14 protein-coding genes are annotated in these 16,341 nt (G+C 46.2%); 11 read left to right on the top strand and 3 right to left on the bottom strand.

Annotated features, from left to right (window positions below):
- Positions 1-316 precede the first annotated feature (316 nt).
- The 11 genes from ACKX2L_RS07675 to ACKX2L_RS07625 all read left to right on the top strand — a co-directional run bounded on the left by ACKX2L_RS07675 (position 317) and on the right by ACKX2L_RS07625 (position 11,220).
- Positions 317-466 carry a hypothetical protein gene (locus ACKX2L_RS07675; RefSeq protein WP_497552986.1) on the top strand — a complete coding sequence of 50 codons (150 nt, stop codon included), beginning with the start codon at positions 317-319 and terminating at the stop codon, positions 464-466.
- Between the two features lie 221 nt (positions 467-687).
- Positions 688-1,635 (top strand): hypothetical protein, encoded by a 948-nt coding sequence (locus tag ACKX2L_RS07670; protein WP_497551216.1) that lies wholly within the window; start codon positions 688-690, stop codon positions 1,633-1,635.
- Positions 1,629-2,408, top strand: coding sequence for a hypothetical protein (locus ACKX2L_RS07665; protein WP_497551217.1), 780 nt, complete (start codon positions 1,629-1,631; stop codon positions 2,406-2,408). The genes ACKX2L_RS07670 and ACKX2L_RS07665 overlap by 7 nt, the downstream gene beginning before the upstream one ends.
- A 179-nt stretch (positions 2,409-2,587) precedes the next feature.
- A complete protein-coding gene (locus ACKX2L_RS07660) occupies positions 2,588-3,949 on the top strand; it encodes an MATE family efflux transporter (RefSeq protein WP_497552985.1) in 1,362 nt (453 codons plus the stop codon).
- Positions 3,950-4,275: 326 nt separating this feature from the next.
- Complete coding sequence (locus ACKX2L_RS07655; RefSeq protein ID WP_497552984.1) at positions 4,276-5,232, top strand: HAD family hydrolase; 957 nt, start codon at positions 4,276-4,278, stop codon at positions 5,230-5,232.
- Positions 5,233-5,437: 205 nt separating this feature from the next.
- Entirely contained in the window at positions 5,438-5,965 is a 528-nt protein-coding gene (locus tag ACKX2L_RS07650) for an adenine phosphoribosyltransferase (RefSeq protein WP_497551220.1), read from the top strand.
- A gap of 90 nt (positions 5,966-6,055) precedes the next feature.
- A complete protein-coding gene (locus ACKX2L_RS07645; RefSeq protein ID WP_497552983.1) occupies positions 6,056-7,138 on the top strand; it encodes a M24 family metallopeptidase in 1,083 nt (360 codons plus the stop codon).
- Positions 7,139-7,150: 12 nt separating this feature from the next.
- Positions 7,151-8,614, top strand: a complete 1,464-nt coding sequence (locus tag ACKX2L_RS07640; RefSeq protein ID WP_497552982.1) for a M18 family aminopeptidase — start codon at positions 7,151-7,153, stop codon at positions 8,612-8,614.
- Between the two features lie 167 nt (positions 8,615-8,781).
- A complete protein-coding gene (locus ACKX2L_RS07635) occupies positions 8,782-10,551 on the top strand; it encodes a DUF438 domain-containing protein (RefSeq protein ID WP_497552981.1) in 1,770 nt (589 codons plus the stop codon).
- A 99-nt stretch (positions 10,552-10,650) separates the two neighbouring features.
- Positions 10,651-10,923, top strand: coding sequence for a hypothetical protein (locus ACKX2L_RS07630; protein ID WP_497551224.1), 273 nt, complete (start codon positions 10,651-10,653; stop codon positions 10,921-10,923).
- 90 nt (positions 10,924-11,013) lie between these two features.
- Entirely contained in the window at positions 11,014-11,220 is a 207-nt protein-coding gene (locus tag ACKX2L_RS07625; protein ID WP_497551225.1) for a hypothetical protein, read from the top strand.
- A gap of 269 nt (positions 11,221-11,489) precedes the next feature.
- On the opposite strand, the gene ACKX2L_RS07620 is transcribed toward ACKX2L_RS07625, so the two are convergent.
- Genes ACKX2L_RS07620 through ACKX2L_RS07610 form a run of 3 tightly spaced genes read right to left on the bottom strand, consistent with a single transcriptional unit; the run spans position 11,490 to position 16,202 of the window.
- Positions 11,490-13,619 (bottom strand): YhgE/Pip domain-containing protein, encoded by a 2,130-nt coding sequence (locus tag ACKX2L_RS07620; RefSeq protein ID WP_497552980.1) that lies wholly within the window; start codon positions 13,617-13,619, stop codon positions 11,490-11,492.
- Positions 13,612-14,070, bottom strand: a complete 459-nt coding sequence (locus ACKX2L_RS07615; RefSeq protein WP_497552979.1) for a hypothetical protein — start codon at positions 14,068-14,070, stop codon at positions 13,612-13,614. Before ACKX2L_RS07615 ends, ACKX2L_RS07620 begins: the two co-directional genes overlap by 8 nt.
- Complete coding sequence (locus ACKX2L_RS07610) at positions 14,070-16,202, bottom strand: YhgE/Pip domain-containing protein (protein WP_497552978.1); 2,133 nt, start codon at positions 16,200-16,202, stop codon at positions 14,070-14,072. The genes ACKX2L_RS07615 and ACKX2L_RS07610 overlap by 1 nt, the downstream gene beginning before the upstream one ends.
- Positions 16,203-16,341: the final 139 nt, after the last annotated feature.

The raw sequence follows: 16,341 nt of genomic DNA, 5'->3' as shown, positions 1-16,341 counted from the left end.
ACTGAAATCGGATGTTCGAAATCACCTGCATCTGATTGCAGAAGAACAAGCTGCTCTTCTGGCAGCATAGTTATCAACACTTATACCTGAAGGCAATTTACACACAAATTTGGACTTGACTAACAAAAATGCGGATTCCGCATTTTTGTTCAATAAGTAATGAGGTGGAACAATATGGAAATACGCAGAGATAGATATTTGAATAAGCTTATTTCAAAGAAGCATAACGGACTAATTAAGGTTATAACAGGTATGCGAAGATGTGGAAAATCATATCTTTTATTTCATTCCACTTTTGTTTGCTCTGGAAGCGATCATGGGTTTTGACGGAATCCGATGGGCATACGTTGCGGCAGATATGATGTCTGTGGGAATCGCGATTGCATTATTTGTAATAGGATGGAAAAAGATGGTACAAAAAGATACGGTAATCGATTTGTCAAAGGAAGAGAAGATGGCATCGTAAGGTTGCAGGATTGCTTTAAAACTGGATAAGGTTTGGAATGCCCGCATTGCTGATTACACCTGCTTTGCGGGTATTTCTTATATATTGGCATACGGGGATATTGTTGATTGGCGAAATTCGCAGACGTTGTTAAAATATGATTTGTCTTGTTGTGATCCAATAAAAGTGCTATTTTTAATTTGTAACATAAATTGCGTTACAAATTAAAAAGAGGATTATATATGAAAGAATTTATAGAGAAGAGCATTGGGATGGAAGTAGATATTAAAGATGTAGATTGCAATGGAAAACTTCCAATGATCTATTTTTCATTATATGATTTCAAGATTGCGAGTATGCATAATATAGAGTGGCTAATAGCAATTCCAAAAGAAAAAATTAATTTGGCTCAATTACGAAAGAACCATAGGCAAATTGAAAAGCTTTTGGATATGCGTTGTGCTTTGTATATAAAGAATACAAGCACTTACTCTAAGAATGCAATGATAGCAGATGGAATTCCTTTTATTGTAGAAGATAAGGAAATATATCTTCCATTTTTAGGAATCCTTCTTAATTCTGCTCGTGAAAGAACTATAAAGCCAGTTCAAAGAATATCATTTTTAACCCAAAAAATGATTCTTACATCAATCTATGAAAAATGGAATGGAATTACAGTTACAAAAGCAGCAGAACAGCTAGACATTACAAAAATGTCTGCCTCTAGGTGTTTCGACGAGATAGATTTTTTTGATATGCCAATTCTTGGAACCAAGGGCAGGTCACGTGTCATTAATGTACCGGATGATATAAAGGAACTGTGGAGTAGTATTGAAGTTTATATGAGAAATCCGGTGTTAAATATCTTTTATATTAATGATAATCTGAAACTTCCTGTCTTTGGCGGAATGTCAGCGCTTGCAGAGTATTCAATGATATCTGATAATAAATATCCTACTTATGTCGTGGCAAAGAAAGATATAAAAGATTTGGCATTGAAGGATAGGTTGGTTGATATAAAAAAAGATGAACCTGGCTGCATTATACAGGAAGTGGGTTACGTGGTTTCTTTCGGTAAAGGTGATGCTATTGATCCACTGTCACTGTTATTATCATTGTCTGATAATGAAAAAGCGGATGAAAGAATTGAAATTTCTATAAGAGAAATGTTGGAGGAATATGTATGGTAGCAGGGCTGCTAAAATTTAAAGAGTATTTTAAAGACTACTCAGATAGTTATGTATTAATTGGTGGTGCCGCATGTGATATTCTATTTACAGAGAATGAGGCAGATTTTCGAGCAACAAGAGATTTGGATATGGTGCTCATTGTAGAGGCACTTACACCAGAGTTTGCCGGAATCTTTTGGAATTTTATTAAAGATGGTGATTATAGGCATATAAGTGGAAGTACGGGAAAGCCACAGTTCTATCGTTTTGATAAACCGCAGGTAGAAGGCTTTCCAAAAATGATAGAGTTATTTTCTCGAACAGATTTTGAGCTTAAAAGTCACATTGGTATAACACCGCTTCATGTGAGTGATGATATTTCAAGTCTATCGGCCATCCTTTTGGATGATGATTATTATAAGGTCCTTTTGAATGGACGAGTGATAGAGAATGGATTTTCTGTTTTAAGACCAGAGTATTTGATTCTATTTAAGGCTAAGGCGTATTTGGACTTGAGTTCACGAAAAGCAAAAGGAGAAAAGGTGGACTCTGCGGATATTAAAAAGCATAAAAAAGATGTTTTGAGATTGGCGGTTGAGATGGTTTTGAATCCTGTATCGGATTTGCCAGACTCTGTCATGGATGATATTCATCATTTCATTAATAATCTTCGAGAAGATGAATTTGACCAGAATAGTTTAAAGACGTATAGAGTTACAAATGATCAGGTGATAAGTCGCTTGGTAAGTATTTTCGAAGTTCACATTGAGGCAGCGAAAACTCAAGAAGATTGACGTTTGACAGTCTCCTGCAAGCTCGCTATAATAATATACGCAAAATTTTAGTGGACTTTTCCGGATTTGATCATCTTTTTGCCACACAGCTATCTTGTGATAGTTGTGTGGCTTTTTTGTTGCCTGTATCTCGGAAGTATTAGCAGAATGGAGGACAATTTGTGGAGAAGAGGGAAAGTATGCAGACCAATAACAAAATGGCGGTTGTGCCCGTTGGAAAACTCATCTGGCAAATGTCGATACCGCCGCTGATTTCCATGTTTCTGCAATATTCTTATAATCTGATAGACAGCGCATTTGTAGCGCGGCTGAGTGAAAATGCTTTGACAGCGGTTTCCCTGTCGTTTCCCATTACAACTTTGATGAATGCGACATCGATCTGGATCGGTGTCGGCGTGAATGTACTGATTGCAGGGTATCTTGGGGAGAAAAAGCAGGATGAGGCAAATACCACCGTCACACATGGATTGTTACTGGCTTTTGGAGTTGGTGCTTTGCTCAATCTTCTGTCATTACTAATTATGAAACCCTACTTTGGGGCATTTACCAATAACGAAGAAATTTATCAGTTGAGTCTTGCCTATATGAGCGTATGTTCGTTCATGCAAATTCCCAACATGGTGCATATCGCAATCCAGAAGATGATACAGGCTACTGGGAACATGATTGCTCCTATGTGGTTCCAGATTGCAGGAGTGGTCGTTAATTTTGTATTTGACCCACTCCTAATTTTTGGTATTGGTGTTTTTCCAGCTATGGGAATCCGTGGCGCTGCGGTGGCTACTGTTGCGGGCTATTTGTTATCCATGATTTTGGCATTTGCCTTGCTGCTGGGCAAAAAGCAAAAAGTGTGGATAAAGATCAAAGGATTTCATATACAAAAGAGGATGATTGCCCGTATATTCGCCCTTGGCTTACCATCTTTCATTATGAATGCCCTCAGTTCGTTTATGGTGACATTCGTCAATCTGTTTCTGGTAGCGTATTCCGATACGGCGATTGCATTCTTCGGTGCATATTTTAAGGTACAGCAGCTGATCGTTATGACAGTAAATGGCTTGATTCAGGGCTGTCTTCCTATTATGCGGTTTAACTACGGTGCGGGAAACAGAGATAGGCTGCACTCCGCTTTTCGATACGGAACCGCTTTGGTCTCCGGTATGATGATACTGGGAACATTAACCGTCACCCTCTTTCCGGCGCAGCTTTTGGGATTATTTACGGCGTCGGAAGCCATGCGCTCCTTTGGAATATCCGCTATGCGAATTATGGCGGCAAGCTATCTGTTTTGCGGTCTCTCTACCATGATTTCCACCTATTTTCAGGCCACAGAAAAAGTAGGTTCCAGCATGGTGATTCAATTATGCAGGCAGATGCTTTTCCTTGTTCCTGCCTTATGGTGTCTGGACAGATTGTTCCATCTGAACGGAATCTGGCTTGCATTTCCTGTTGCGGAAACCGCCACTTTTCTCGTTGCGCTTGTGATGATGGCATGGCATCGCCGCAAAATACCTCATAAGGTATTCCAAGGAGAAAAATGATGAATGACACTTTCATGAAGGAAAAACCGGTATTATCGCAAGGCAATCACAGGCCCGTGACGGCGGCCCGAAAGCCATGTACACCGTCCTTACTACACTGCGTCGGATAAATTCCTGCTTCTCTAAGATGAGCAGCTATCGTATAATGGAGAAAGCGGCAGCTGTTCCGTTGGTGGAAATGATCATTCAAGTGTATATTCCGGAATTCGAGCACCTGGAAGGAAATAATATAAAGAGACATGAGAGTATTCCAGGCAACAAGAAATGAAATCATGATTTTGTACCGGGTGCTTGGACTAGCGTCAGTTTTGGTAGAGGTAAATGGAATGCGAAAGTCGAAGGATGAAGTTCAGGGGCAGATGTCCCTTTTTGATTTAGAAAAACCGTCCGGTTATCAGCTGGCAAACTCAGATGATATCATGTCGGCGATTGATAAAATAGCAGAAAGTGAGCCGGATCAGCATGCGTCTGAGAAGAAAACTTTTCCTCAGGATCATTCATCCGCAAGTTCACCCCTTTTCCACTCGGGTGATCTGGTCCGATCCGTCTATGCGCCGGATCGTGAATTTGTCGTTCTGTCGGAGAAGGATGGCATGGTTATTGCCCAGGATCCGAAAACCAAAGATACCCATGAAATGGCTGCCGGCGATCTGGCCGGGATACGCCGTCCCGGATTGATCTTTGACATGGACGGTACGATCTGGGACTCCTCAGAGAATGTTGCGGCCAGCTGGACAGAGGTTTTGCACAGGCATCCGGAGTTGGAGAGACAGACCATCACACCGACGGATATCCAAAGTGTTATGGGAAAGACCATGACCTATATTCAGAAGGAATTCGGTCTGAGTGATTCGATCATGAAGGAATGCATGTCCTATGAAAATACCTATTTGTCCGAACATGGAGGAAATCTCTATGAGGGTCTGGAAGAAACCCTGAAGAAAGCTTCCGAGATCATGCCGCTTTATATTGTTTCCAACTGTCAGTCGGGCTATATTGAAGCGTTTTTTGCATCCAGCGGACTGGGTAAGTATTTCAAAGACCATCTCTGCTTTGGCGACAATAACAAGGAAAAGGATAAGAATATCCGGCTCCTTGCAAAAAGAAATCAAATCACGGATCCAATCTATATTGGTGACATTGAAGATGATTATATTGCAACGGTTGCAGCCGGAGCAACCTTCATTCATGCAGCTTACGGATTCGGCAAAGTGCCGGAGGCTGAATATCGAGTCAAAGATATCCGCGAACTTCCGGAACTCTTAGAGAAGATCAAATCTTAATAATGTAGGCCTCGAACAGGTTTTGCTGAGGTTATAGCCGAGCTCTTTCAGAAGATCAAATCTTGACAACTTAAGCCTGGAAATGTACTCTAATGAAGGCAGTTTAGCGTCTGATCATTCGACAGGATTTTCGTTGGGCGCCATCTGATAGAACATCGTTGTGGACTTCCCTGGAGGAGTCAAGAGATGTAGAAATGAGGATATCATGGCAAAGAAACTTGAAGAATATGTACGTACCATACCGGATTTCCCGGAAAAAGGCATTATGTTCCGCGACATCACAACCGTTCTGATGGATCCGGACGGATTCCAACTGGCAATTGATTCTCTTCAGAATGCACTTAAGGGAGTGGATTTTGATGTCATCGCGGGAACCGAGTCCCGTGGTTTTATTTTCGGAACTCCTCTGGCTTACAATCTTCACAAGCCTTTCGCCCTGATTCGAAAGAAGGGCAAGCTCCCGGCAGAGACCGTTTCCATGACTTATGATCTGGAATATGGCTCCGCGACGATCGAGATGCATAAGGACTCCATCAAGCCGGGTCAGAAGGTCGTTCTGGTGGATGATCTGATTGCAACCGGCGGCACAATTGAAGCTGCTGCAAAGCTTGTTGAGAAGCTTGGCGGTGAAGTGGTAAAGATGCTTTTCGTGATGGAACTGGAAGGCCTGAAGGGAAGAGAACGTCTCTCCCAGTACGATATTTATTCTGCAATCAAGTATCCCGGAAAGTAATAGATGAATCGTTAAAATTTTGGGGCCGGCCCCTGGGGTTTTCTTTAAGCCCCGGGCCGGTTCTTTTTGTTTCATAGAAAGTGTGAATTTATGACCCGACTCGAACGTGTCCTGAATGAAATGAAAAAACGCAATCTTCACCAGATCCTGGTAAGCGATCCGGCTTCCATCTGGTACCTGACCGGCATTGCCAACGAACCCTATGAGCGTCTCTGGGTTCTCTATATTTCTGACAAATGTAAACCAATCCTTTTTGCTAACCGGCTCTTCAATATTCCTTCTCCTGAAGAAAAGCCGGATCTCCCGGAAGTCGTATGGCATACGGACTCTGATGATGCTGTGCAGATGATTGCGGACCGGATTGAAAAGACAGGGAAAATCGGAATCGACAAGACCTGGCCGGCCGGTTTCCTGATTCCCCTTCTGGAGAAGTGCCCGGATCTTACGCCGGTCCTTTCCTCCGACTGCCTGGATGACTGCAGAGCTGTAAAGGATGAGGAAGAAATCCGGAAAATGAAGGAGGCTTCCCGGATCAATGACCTGGTCAACCGAAGAGCCCGCGACTATGTCAAGGTCGGAATGACAGAAAAGCAGGTGGCCGAATTTATCGATAAGGAATATGTCAAAGAGGGAGCCCAGGGCCCTTCCTTCACTACCATTGTATCCTTTGGAGCCAATGCGGCTGATCCCCATCATGAGCCGGACGACACCGTGTTAAAAGAAGGTCAGTGCGTTCTTTTCGACATGGGCTGCCGGAAGGACCGCTATTGTTCGGACATGACAAGAACCTTCTTCGCCGGCCAGCCGACCGAAGAAGAGGCAAAGGTCCACGATCTGGTCCGCTCTGCCAATGAGAGGGCAGAGAGCCTGATCCGCCCCGGAGTCAAAATCTGCGATCTTGACAAAGCTGCCCGGGATATGATCACAGAAGCCGGCTATGGTCCATATTTCAACCACAGACTGGGCCATTTTATCGGCCAGACCGACCATGAGAAGGGCGATGTCAGCTCGGTCAATCAGAAAACCTGCCAGCCTGGCATGATCTTCTCCATTGAGCCGGGTGTTTATCTTCCCGGCCGTTTCGGCGTCCGTGTCGAAGACTTGGTTCTGGTGACCGAAGATGGATGCGAGGTTCTGAATCACGAGGACAAGCACTGGAAGGTTGTAGGCTGATCGGAGATGAATATGGAAATACAGCAGGAGCAGAACATGAATCAGGAAACAGATCAGGAACAGAATAAAGTATCGAATCAGAATCAAGAAGTGAATCGGGACCCGAAAGAAAAAGAAAAAGCCCTTCGCGTCAGCGAAGAACTTCTGGACTTTCTTCAGGCCTCGCCGACCGCCTTTCAGGCCGTCGATCAGGTGAGAAAGAGGCTGACGGAGGCTGGATACCGGGAACTTTATGAAGGCAGCGACTGGGACCTTCAGCCGAATGGTCTGTATTTCGTTCTCCGGAATGAGTCGTCCATTCTGGCCTTCCGGACGCCGGCGGATCTCAAGCATCTGCATGGCTTCCAGATCGCCGCATCCCACAGCGATTCTCCGGCCTTCAAGGTCAAGGCCAATCCAGAGATGACCGAAGCCGGCGCCTACACTATGCTGAATGTCGAGAAATACGGCGGCATGCTCATGCGCCCTTGGTTTGACCGGCCCCTGTCAATGGCCGGCCGCCTTCTGGTGGAAGACGGCGACAATGGTATACGCACAATCCTGGTAAATATAGACCGAGACCTCTGTCTGATCCCCAGCCTGGCTATTCATATGGATCGTGAAGCTAATAAGGGCCATGACCTGAATCCCCAGAAAGAGCTTCTGCCCATCTTTGGCGATGAGAAGGCCAAGGGAAGACTGAAGGAGCTTCTGGCAGAAGAAGCAGGTGTGAAGCCCGATCAGATCTTGGGCCATGATCTCTTCCTCTATGTGCGCGGCCGGGGAAGCATCTGGGGTGCAGACCAGGAATATGTCTCAGCCGGACATCTCGATGATCTCCAGTGCGGCTTTGCAAACCTGAAGGGCTTTATAAAGGCCGGTGAAGACGATTATAGGAATCTGGATGACACCGTGCCGGTCCTTGCCATCTTCGATAATGAGGAAGTGGGATCGGGGACTAAGCAGGGTGCCGACTCGACCTTCCTCTCCGATACTCTCTGGCGGATTGCTGAAGCAGCAGGGCTGAAGGAGTCGGATTTCCATCGGGCCATCGCCAACAGCTTCATGCTGTCCTGCGACAATGCCCACGCAGTTCATCCCAATTATTCGGACAAGGCGGACCCGGTCAACCGGCCGCTTATGAATCACGGCATTGTGATGAAATATAATGCCAACCAGAAATACACAACCGACGGAGTTTCTGCAGCAGTCTTTCGGAATCTCTGCCGAAAGCTGGATCTGTCTCTCCAGGAATTCACCAACCGGTCGGATATGGCCGGCGGATCCACCCTGGGCAATATTTCCAACGCTCATATTTCCCTAAATACCGTGGATATCGGCCTGCCCCAGCTTTCCATGCATTCACCCTATGAGACAGCCGGCGTCTATGATACTCTTGATCTGATCCGCCTGACCCATACCTTCTTCCAGAGCCGCTTCTCAGATCTGGGAGGCGGGAAATTCCGGATGGAAAACGAATGGCTGAAGCCGGCTTAAGGTGAAATATGTCGTAATTGAAATTCGTTCCGAAAATTCCTGTTTCCGTTGGAAATCGAACAAACAGAGAAATGGGCCTGTGTTATACTCCTCTTACAGTTAAGAAAGAAATGAAATTTTCTAGAGATGAGATATAGATTGTCGAAAACAGACGCAGGAGGTAAGTTATGGCAAAGCCCTTGGATCTCGGTAAGAGTGTTTATGAACTGGTAAAGCAGTATCCGGAATTAAAGGATGTAATGGTAGAAATCGGCTTCAAGGATATGGCAAAGCCCATGGCCTTAAATACCGTTGGTAAGATCATGACCATCCCCAAGGGATGCCTGATCAAGGGATTCAATATTCCGGAAGTTCTACGGAAGCTGGAGGATGCCGGCTTCGAACCGACCGGAAATCGGCCTGGTTTTACCAAGAAGAAGGCAGATGCTTCTGATGCCAAGTCTGTATCTGAAACAAATGCAGCAGATGGTCAGAAAACTGAGCAGACGACAGAGAATTCCGATACCAAGGCTGCAGAGGAAGAAACTTTCGGTGCAGCAGCCTCCACAAAGAATCCTGAAGACCTGTCTGAAACCGAGCGGGAGGCTCTGATCCGTTCCTACATCGAGCGCCTGTCCAATGGAGAGGACCTGGAATCGGTCCGCGCGGACTTTGTGAAGAATTTCAGTAATGTCGAAGCCGTCGAGATCGTGAAGGCCGAGCAGGCCATGATTAACAGCGGTATGCCGGTGGCAAAGGTTCAGTCTCTCTGCGATATCCATTCCGCCCTTTTCCATGGAGCGACCAGAGAAGAACAGATCGAGAATGCCGAGAAAGAAGTCGAAGCATCTAGAGCTCGTGCCATGGCAGCGCATGGTGAATCCATGACAGGGGAGAAGACAGAGACGGCAGGATCGGATCAAAGGAAGGAGGCTGTTAGCGGTCAGACCGCTTCAGCACCTCAGTCCATGATAAAGACCGTGGATAAGGAAGCGAAGAAAGCAGCAGCTGTTCGACTTTCCTATACCGTCAATCATCCGGTCTATGTTTTTACCCAGGAGAATAAGGCCGTAGAAAGGCAGCTGAAGAAGTCCAGAGAGGCCCTGGAGGCAGCGAGAGAAGCAAAGAATGAAGAGGGCAATGAGAGGCTTCTGGAAGAGCTGAAGACCGATCGCCGGATCGCCTTGCATTATTCCAAGAAGGGCGACCTCCTCTATCCGCTTCTGGCATCCAAATACAATGTTTCCGGCCCTTCTAATGTCATGTGGGGCGTGGATGATGAGATCCGGGATGAGTTCCGCTATCTGGCTGCAGGAACGCCAAAAAAAGACCGTCAGGGAAACTGGTATGAACGCGTGGATCAGGTCCTGACGAGGGCAGAGGAGATGGCTTATAAAGAAAAGAATATTCTTCTTCCTCTTTGCGCTAACTTCTTTACCGAGGATGAGTGGAAGGGCATTTCCCGGGATCTTCAGGATTATGATCCCTGCTTTACCGAAGAGTTCCCGATCTGGGATGAGGCGAAGGATCTGAGACGGCCTGAGGCAACGATCGAAGGAAATGAAGTGCGTTTTCCGGTAGGTCATTTGACTCCCTATCAGCTCAATGCTATGCTGAATACCATTCCTCTGGAAATCTCCTTCATCGATGAGGACGATGTGAATCGTTACTTCAACCTGCAGAAGGAGAAGAAGCTGTTCAAGCGCCCGGATGCGGCCATTGACCGTGAAGTATATTTCTGCCATCCGGCGAAGATCGAACCCATGGTTCGTGCCGTGATTGAAGATCTGAAGGCCGGCAAGAGAGACTCAGAGGATGTCTGGATGACAAAGAACGGAAGACCTGTTCTGGTTCGCTATATGGCCGTTCGGGATGACAAGGGCGACTATGTCGGAACCATGGAAGTTGTTCAGGTCATGGACAAAATTGAGAAGCATTATAAGGAAGAGAGCTTCTAAAGAATCGGCCTTCTGCCGGGAAGTCAATGGAAAAAAGGCTGTATTCGAAAGTCGCTTCTTCCATCTATAGTAAAGATAAATCAGGAGACAGCTCGGATTATGGAAGAAAATTGGATCGAATTACCCCATCGGATCTATCGGAAAGATGAAAATGGAAAAGTCATTGCTGAGATCTCTTTTCCGGAGACCAAAAAAGGAGAATGTACGATAAAGGAAGTCTTTTTCGATGAAGATTATCGCAGCCTGGAAGAGACCAATACCATGATCGCCAGGGCAGTTTCTGTGATTCATGGCCGCGGTGAGAAAGTTATTTTCGAACATCCTTATGCCAAAAAGTGGCAGAAGGATCATTCAGACACTTCAGCGAATTAACGTAAAATTCAATCATTCATTACTTTAATTCCTTTCAGTATACAAAATTGAAAGGGATGCTATAATATAGTCAGAAGGAGGTAACGTCTTATGATGAGATTTACAAATGAGATCAGCCCTGAAGAGGCTCGTGAATATGGTCTGGAGGATCATAGCCTGGTATCCGGAATCGACATGCGTAATCCTGTTCTTCAAGATATGTTCATCAGGACAAGCCGCCATGTAGATGAAAAAGCCAGCGATGTCCGTCATGATATGGGAATTATCACCAGACGGCTGCATCGGGCACATAAATAAATCGAAGGATCGGATGCCAAAGCCTGGAATCAATCATATCTAAGAACTATATGAAAGCTCAGAATCATCAAGGCACTATCACAAAGCGATTGGATCATCCGGTCATGTGATATGAGATTCAAACCATAATTCAAACCATAGAAATCCCCGGGATCTTCCCCATCTGCTTTATGCAGACAGGAGAGATCCCGGGGCTTTTTTTGTTTCCATTGATCGGCTGTATTTTAAGAGCCTTCTTCTTTCAAGAGCCGGATATTTTCGTTTTTTATTTACTCCAGCACGCCGGTCTCTTCTTTTGCTTTATCGATGATTGCATTGAGCTTCTTATTCGGAATGGAAACGATAAGTCCCATGAAAAGGGAGAAAGCGATGAAGGGCAGAAGTTCCAGCATATAGAGTCGATAGTCACTCCCGTGCATACCGCCGATACACTCCCTTACCGCATTCATACTGTATTGGAAGGGCATGAAGCGGTAAATATTCCGATAGAGATCCGGAAGGACCTCAATCGGGAAGGTTCCGCCGGATCCGGCGACCTGGATGACCATGAGGACGACACAGGCCGCTTCACCGACCGTTCCCATGGCATAGGTCAGGGAATACATGAGAAGGGTGAAGGTCAGGCTGGTCACGGCGCAGGCCAGATAGAAGAGAATGGGATGCAGGCATTGGATACGGACATAGAAGAGGGCCCCTAAGGCTGTGATCAAAGTCTGCATTTGTCCGATTAGAAAGAAAATGATATATCTTCCGAAGTAGGATTGATAATTCTTCAGATTCGGGAATTCTTCCGGATGCTTGATCTTGGTATGGATGATGGCAATCAGGATAATGGCGCCAACCCAGATGGACAAAACGATATAGAAAGGCGCTGTGCCGGATCCGTTGTTTTTGACTGCATATTCGGCCTTGGTTTTCAGGATGATCGGACTGCTGACAAAATCGGAGATCAGTTTCGGGTCAGTCTGAATGAGATTCAGAAGATAGGAATACTGGTCGTTCTGACTGAGGGATTCCATATCCGAAATCAGGTTTTCCAGCTTTTTCTGAAGCTCCAGGATGCCTGCCTTGGAAGATTCGAGGCCCTTCTTTCCGAATTTCATCATATCCGGATAGCTGGAGAGGACTCCGCTTAAGCGGCTGACATTGGAATCCGGGAAATTCAAAAGATCCCGGGCTTCATTCAGAGATTTCTGAAGGGAAGTCATGGTCTTATGAAGACTCGGGCTTACCGTATTCTGATACTGGCCTTTCAGATCCGTCAGTTCATCCTTCACATGAACAAAGTCATTGGTCAATTGATCCGAGAGGGCATTGACCTTGTTGTAGCCCTCCTGGCCGGCCTGATCCAGCTGCTTCAGATCTTCGATGGCCTGATTGATCGTATCATTGACTTTTTTCAGCTGATCTTCTGTGAATCCTGCCCCGGTCAGAGTCTGATTCAGAGAGTCCCGGAGGGATTCAGCAGCGGTAATGAGACTGGTGGTAGAATTCGACTGGATCTTGTTTCCACTCTTTATGATGGTCAGGATCTGATTTGCGGAGGACTGAATCCCTGTGACTTCATCTTGAATCTGAGCCAGTGAGGCGGAAACCATGTCAGATGCCTTTTCTGTATTTTCTTTTGCCTGATTCAAAGCATCCGAGGAATGATCCACCATGAGCCTGCCATTGTCTGCAATCTTTCCCAGTTCCTCGGTAACGGCAGCGGAAGCGTCAGAGAGGCTTTTGGCGGAATCAATCAGACTCATATAAGAATCTAAGACCGTCGTCAGGACGGTCAGATCCTGATCCATCTGCTTCATACGAAGAAGGGCGTTGCCGGTCAGCTGATCTTTCTGATTGGTTGATACAGCATAATTGGACACCTGGACCAGGGTAGAGGCCAGAGTACTGATAAAAGCATGGTTGACTTCTTCCTGAACGGTTGTTTTCACCTTGCCGGTGATCTTCGGCGCGATGGCATTCTTCTTTTCGTTCTCGTAATAGGAGATGGCCGGATGCCTGGGGTCTCCACCGAGAAAGGAGATCATATTTGCAGTGAAATCCTTATCAATAATGAGAGCTGCATAATATTTGCCTGAGCGAACGCCTTCGATGGCCTTGTTGGAATCCTTTGGAAACTGCCAGTTGATGGTCTTATTCTGTTTCAGATTGTCAATGACCAGGCTGCCGATATTCAAATGAAAGGTTTCAATATCGGTTCCACTGTCAGAGGATGCGACAGCAACCTGGAGCTTCCCGGTTGCCTTTGGTCCGTAAGGGTCCCAGTTGGAAAAGATATTGAACCAGGCGTAGAGACAGGGAATGACGGTCAGTCCCATAATAACAACGATTGCGACAACATTGGTCGCAAGACGCCTGGCATCGGATATGAAAATACGGATGATATTACTCATGTCTTCCTCTTCTTTTGATCGAAGTGATTTCTTCTTTCAATTCTTCCTTTTTCTCGCTGATTCGGTTATCGAAAGCATTGACTTTTCTCTCGACGGCTTTTCCGGCGTTGGAAACCGCCTCCCCGATCAGGACCTTCGGCTCGTCCAAATCATCGCCATTCTGATCCTCGCCGCGAAGGGTCTGCATTTGTTTCTGAAGCTTGTCATCCTGGTATTCGACATACATGAGATAGAAGGCAATGCCGAAGAGGGATAAGATCCAGAGAATCAGAAAGAAAAGCTTGCTTGCATCGGTAATGAAGCAGAGAATCAGGAAAATCAAAGGAAAGAAGATATTGATCTTCAATCCGACCCGGATCCTTTTCTGGTTCTGTTCGTGGACCGACTGCTCATAGTCCATGAAATGGCGGTAGAGCTTTTCATAATCTTCCGGTTTAAATTTCTTGTCCATCACATTACCTCCGTATCATGCATTCGTTTCTCCATGAAATGGCTTAATTCATGCAGGGGCTTCTGAACCAGAAGGCCGATGCCGAGAGAAACCAGAAGAAAGACTGACAGCTGCAGGAGATAGAACTCATAATTGTGGCCGTACATACCGCCGATGCATTCCCTCATGGCATTGATCGCATAGGGGAAGGGGAAGAAAATGTAGACCTTTCGGAAGAATTCCGGCAAAAGCTCTATGGGGTAAGTTCCGGAGGATCCGGCGATCTGCAGAACGACCAGAACGACGGCGATGGCCTTTCCGACATCGTGGAAGGCAACCACCAGAGCATAGATGAGTAAAGTGAAAGTCAGCGAAGTAAAGGCGCAGGCAAACCAGAAGCGGAAAGGATGGAGACACTGGACCTTGAAAAGATAGAGATCTCCAAGAACTGTGACCATTGTCTGGACCTCCGCCAGAAAGAGAAAGGTCATGAAACGCCCGAAGAAACGCTGAGCAGAGGTAGAACCCGGATAGCGCTTCTTGTCCGGGCGGACTTTTACGATTGCAGTCAGGATCAAAGCACCGACCCAGATTGCCAGGGTGGTATAGAAGGGGGTGACCGCTGAGCCGTAATTTGCGACCGGATAGATGGCAGAGGACTTGATCGTGACCGGAGAGGAGAAGAAGGAAGCATAGAGATTGGGGTCTCCGGACAGGGTATTCATTAATACCTTGACTTTCTCATTATCGGATGCGGATTTTACCTGTGTGATCGTCTGACTCAGGCGGTTTGAAAGGGCCGAGAATACCTGTCTGGTATTGGAAAGAGAAGTATTGCCGGACGAAATGGTGACTTGCAGGGCACCAAAGACATTGCCCATGCCGGACAGGGTGTCGGACAGGGATGTCATGAGGGTCGAAGCCTGATTCAGGGTCTGGTCGGCGGAATCCAGAGCGGAATTCATGACAGGAAGCAGCTGGTTTTTGTACTGGTTCCTTAGATTTTCTGCCTGGGACCTGGCATTGGAAAGGTTATTTTTCAGGCTGTTTATCATATCAGAAGAGATGTCTTCGATGGTGGTATCATTCTGCATCTGATCCAGGGTCCCGTCCAATTTGTCTGTGGTTTGGATCATCTGTTCCAGGGCGCTTTTCAGGTTCTTTTCCCAGTCCTCTCCGCCGGACATGGAATCGCTGAGCGTTTTCAGCTCTGTCTGAACGGATGTGATATCTTCGGAAATGGTTTTTGCCCGGTCTTTTAAAGATGCAGTTGAAACAGATGGATCGGCATTTGTCAGCTGATCGGACATCCCTTGAAGCTGGTTTTCCAGAACTGAAATCTTCTGATCGACATCCTTGGAAAAGGCCTGAACCGACTGCCGGGCATTTGTCATGGAATCGCCGGTCTCCTGTAGAGAACGGGCTTCGTTCGAAGTCCCGTTTTGGGCGTATTGAACGTCAGAAGAAGCGGCTTTGACGGCCTGAGACAGGGCGGCGTTGCCTTCTTCGACTTGATCGATCAGAGTCATATAGGTATTTAACTCCTGGTTTAAATTTTCCATGCGGCGGATGATCTGATCCACCCCGCCCTGGGCCTGGATGTCAGATGCGATCTCATTGGCATCGGTAAAGACAGTCTTGGCCATGACTTCAATAAACTGATTGTTGACATTCGAAAGAACGGTCGTAGCCACGGTGTCTGTGATCTTATTTGCAACCGGATTCTTCTTCTGGTTTTGATAGAAGGTGATGGAAGGACGGTCTACATTTTTCGTGAAGACATGATACATAGAGTAGGTGAAGTCCTTGGGAACGATCAGGGCACCATAGTATTTGCCGGAGCGGACGCCCTCGATGGCAGCTTCTTTACTCTTTGGGAAGACCCAGTGGATCTTCTTGTTGGCCTTAAGATTCTCCAGAATCTTATCACCCGTATTCTCCGTCTTCTGATCCTCTGTGATATAATCCCTGTCGAGGGACACCGCAGCCAGAGTCAGATTCTGGGTATTGCCGTAAGGGTCCCAGTTGGAATAGATGTTGAGCCAGGCATAGAGGGCCGGCAGGACAGAAACGCCAAGAATGATGACGAGGACGAAGAAGTTCCGAAGCAGATGCTTCATGTCGTCCAGGAAGATTTTACGGATCATGTTCATGTGATTCCCTTTTTATTTCAGATTTTGCATGGCTTGTGAAGGATTAACCGGATCTTGCAGAAACTTGCGTAGTCATATTATAACAGAAATAGGTGCGTGAAATATAGGGCTTGAATGAGATTTGGATTCTTTTAGATCT

Origin of the sequence: Porcibacter vitabionis (assembly GCF_046263795.1) — a bacterium.
Classification (GTDB): Bacteria; Bacillota; Clostridia; order Lachnospirales; family Lachnospiraceae; genus Lachnocurva.
The sequence above is the reverse complement of the archived record's forward strand: the minus strand, read 5'-3'. Positions and strand labels throughout refer to the sequence as shown.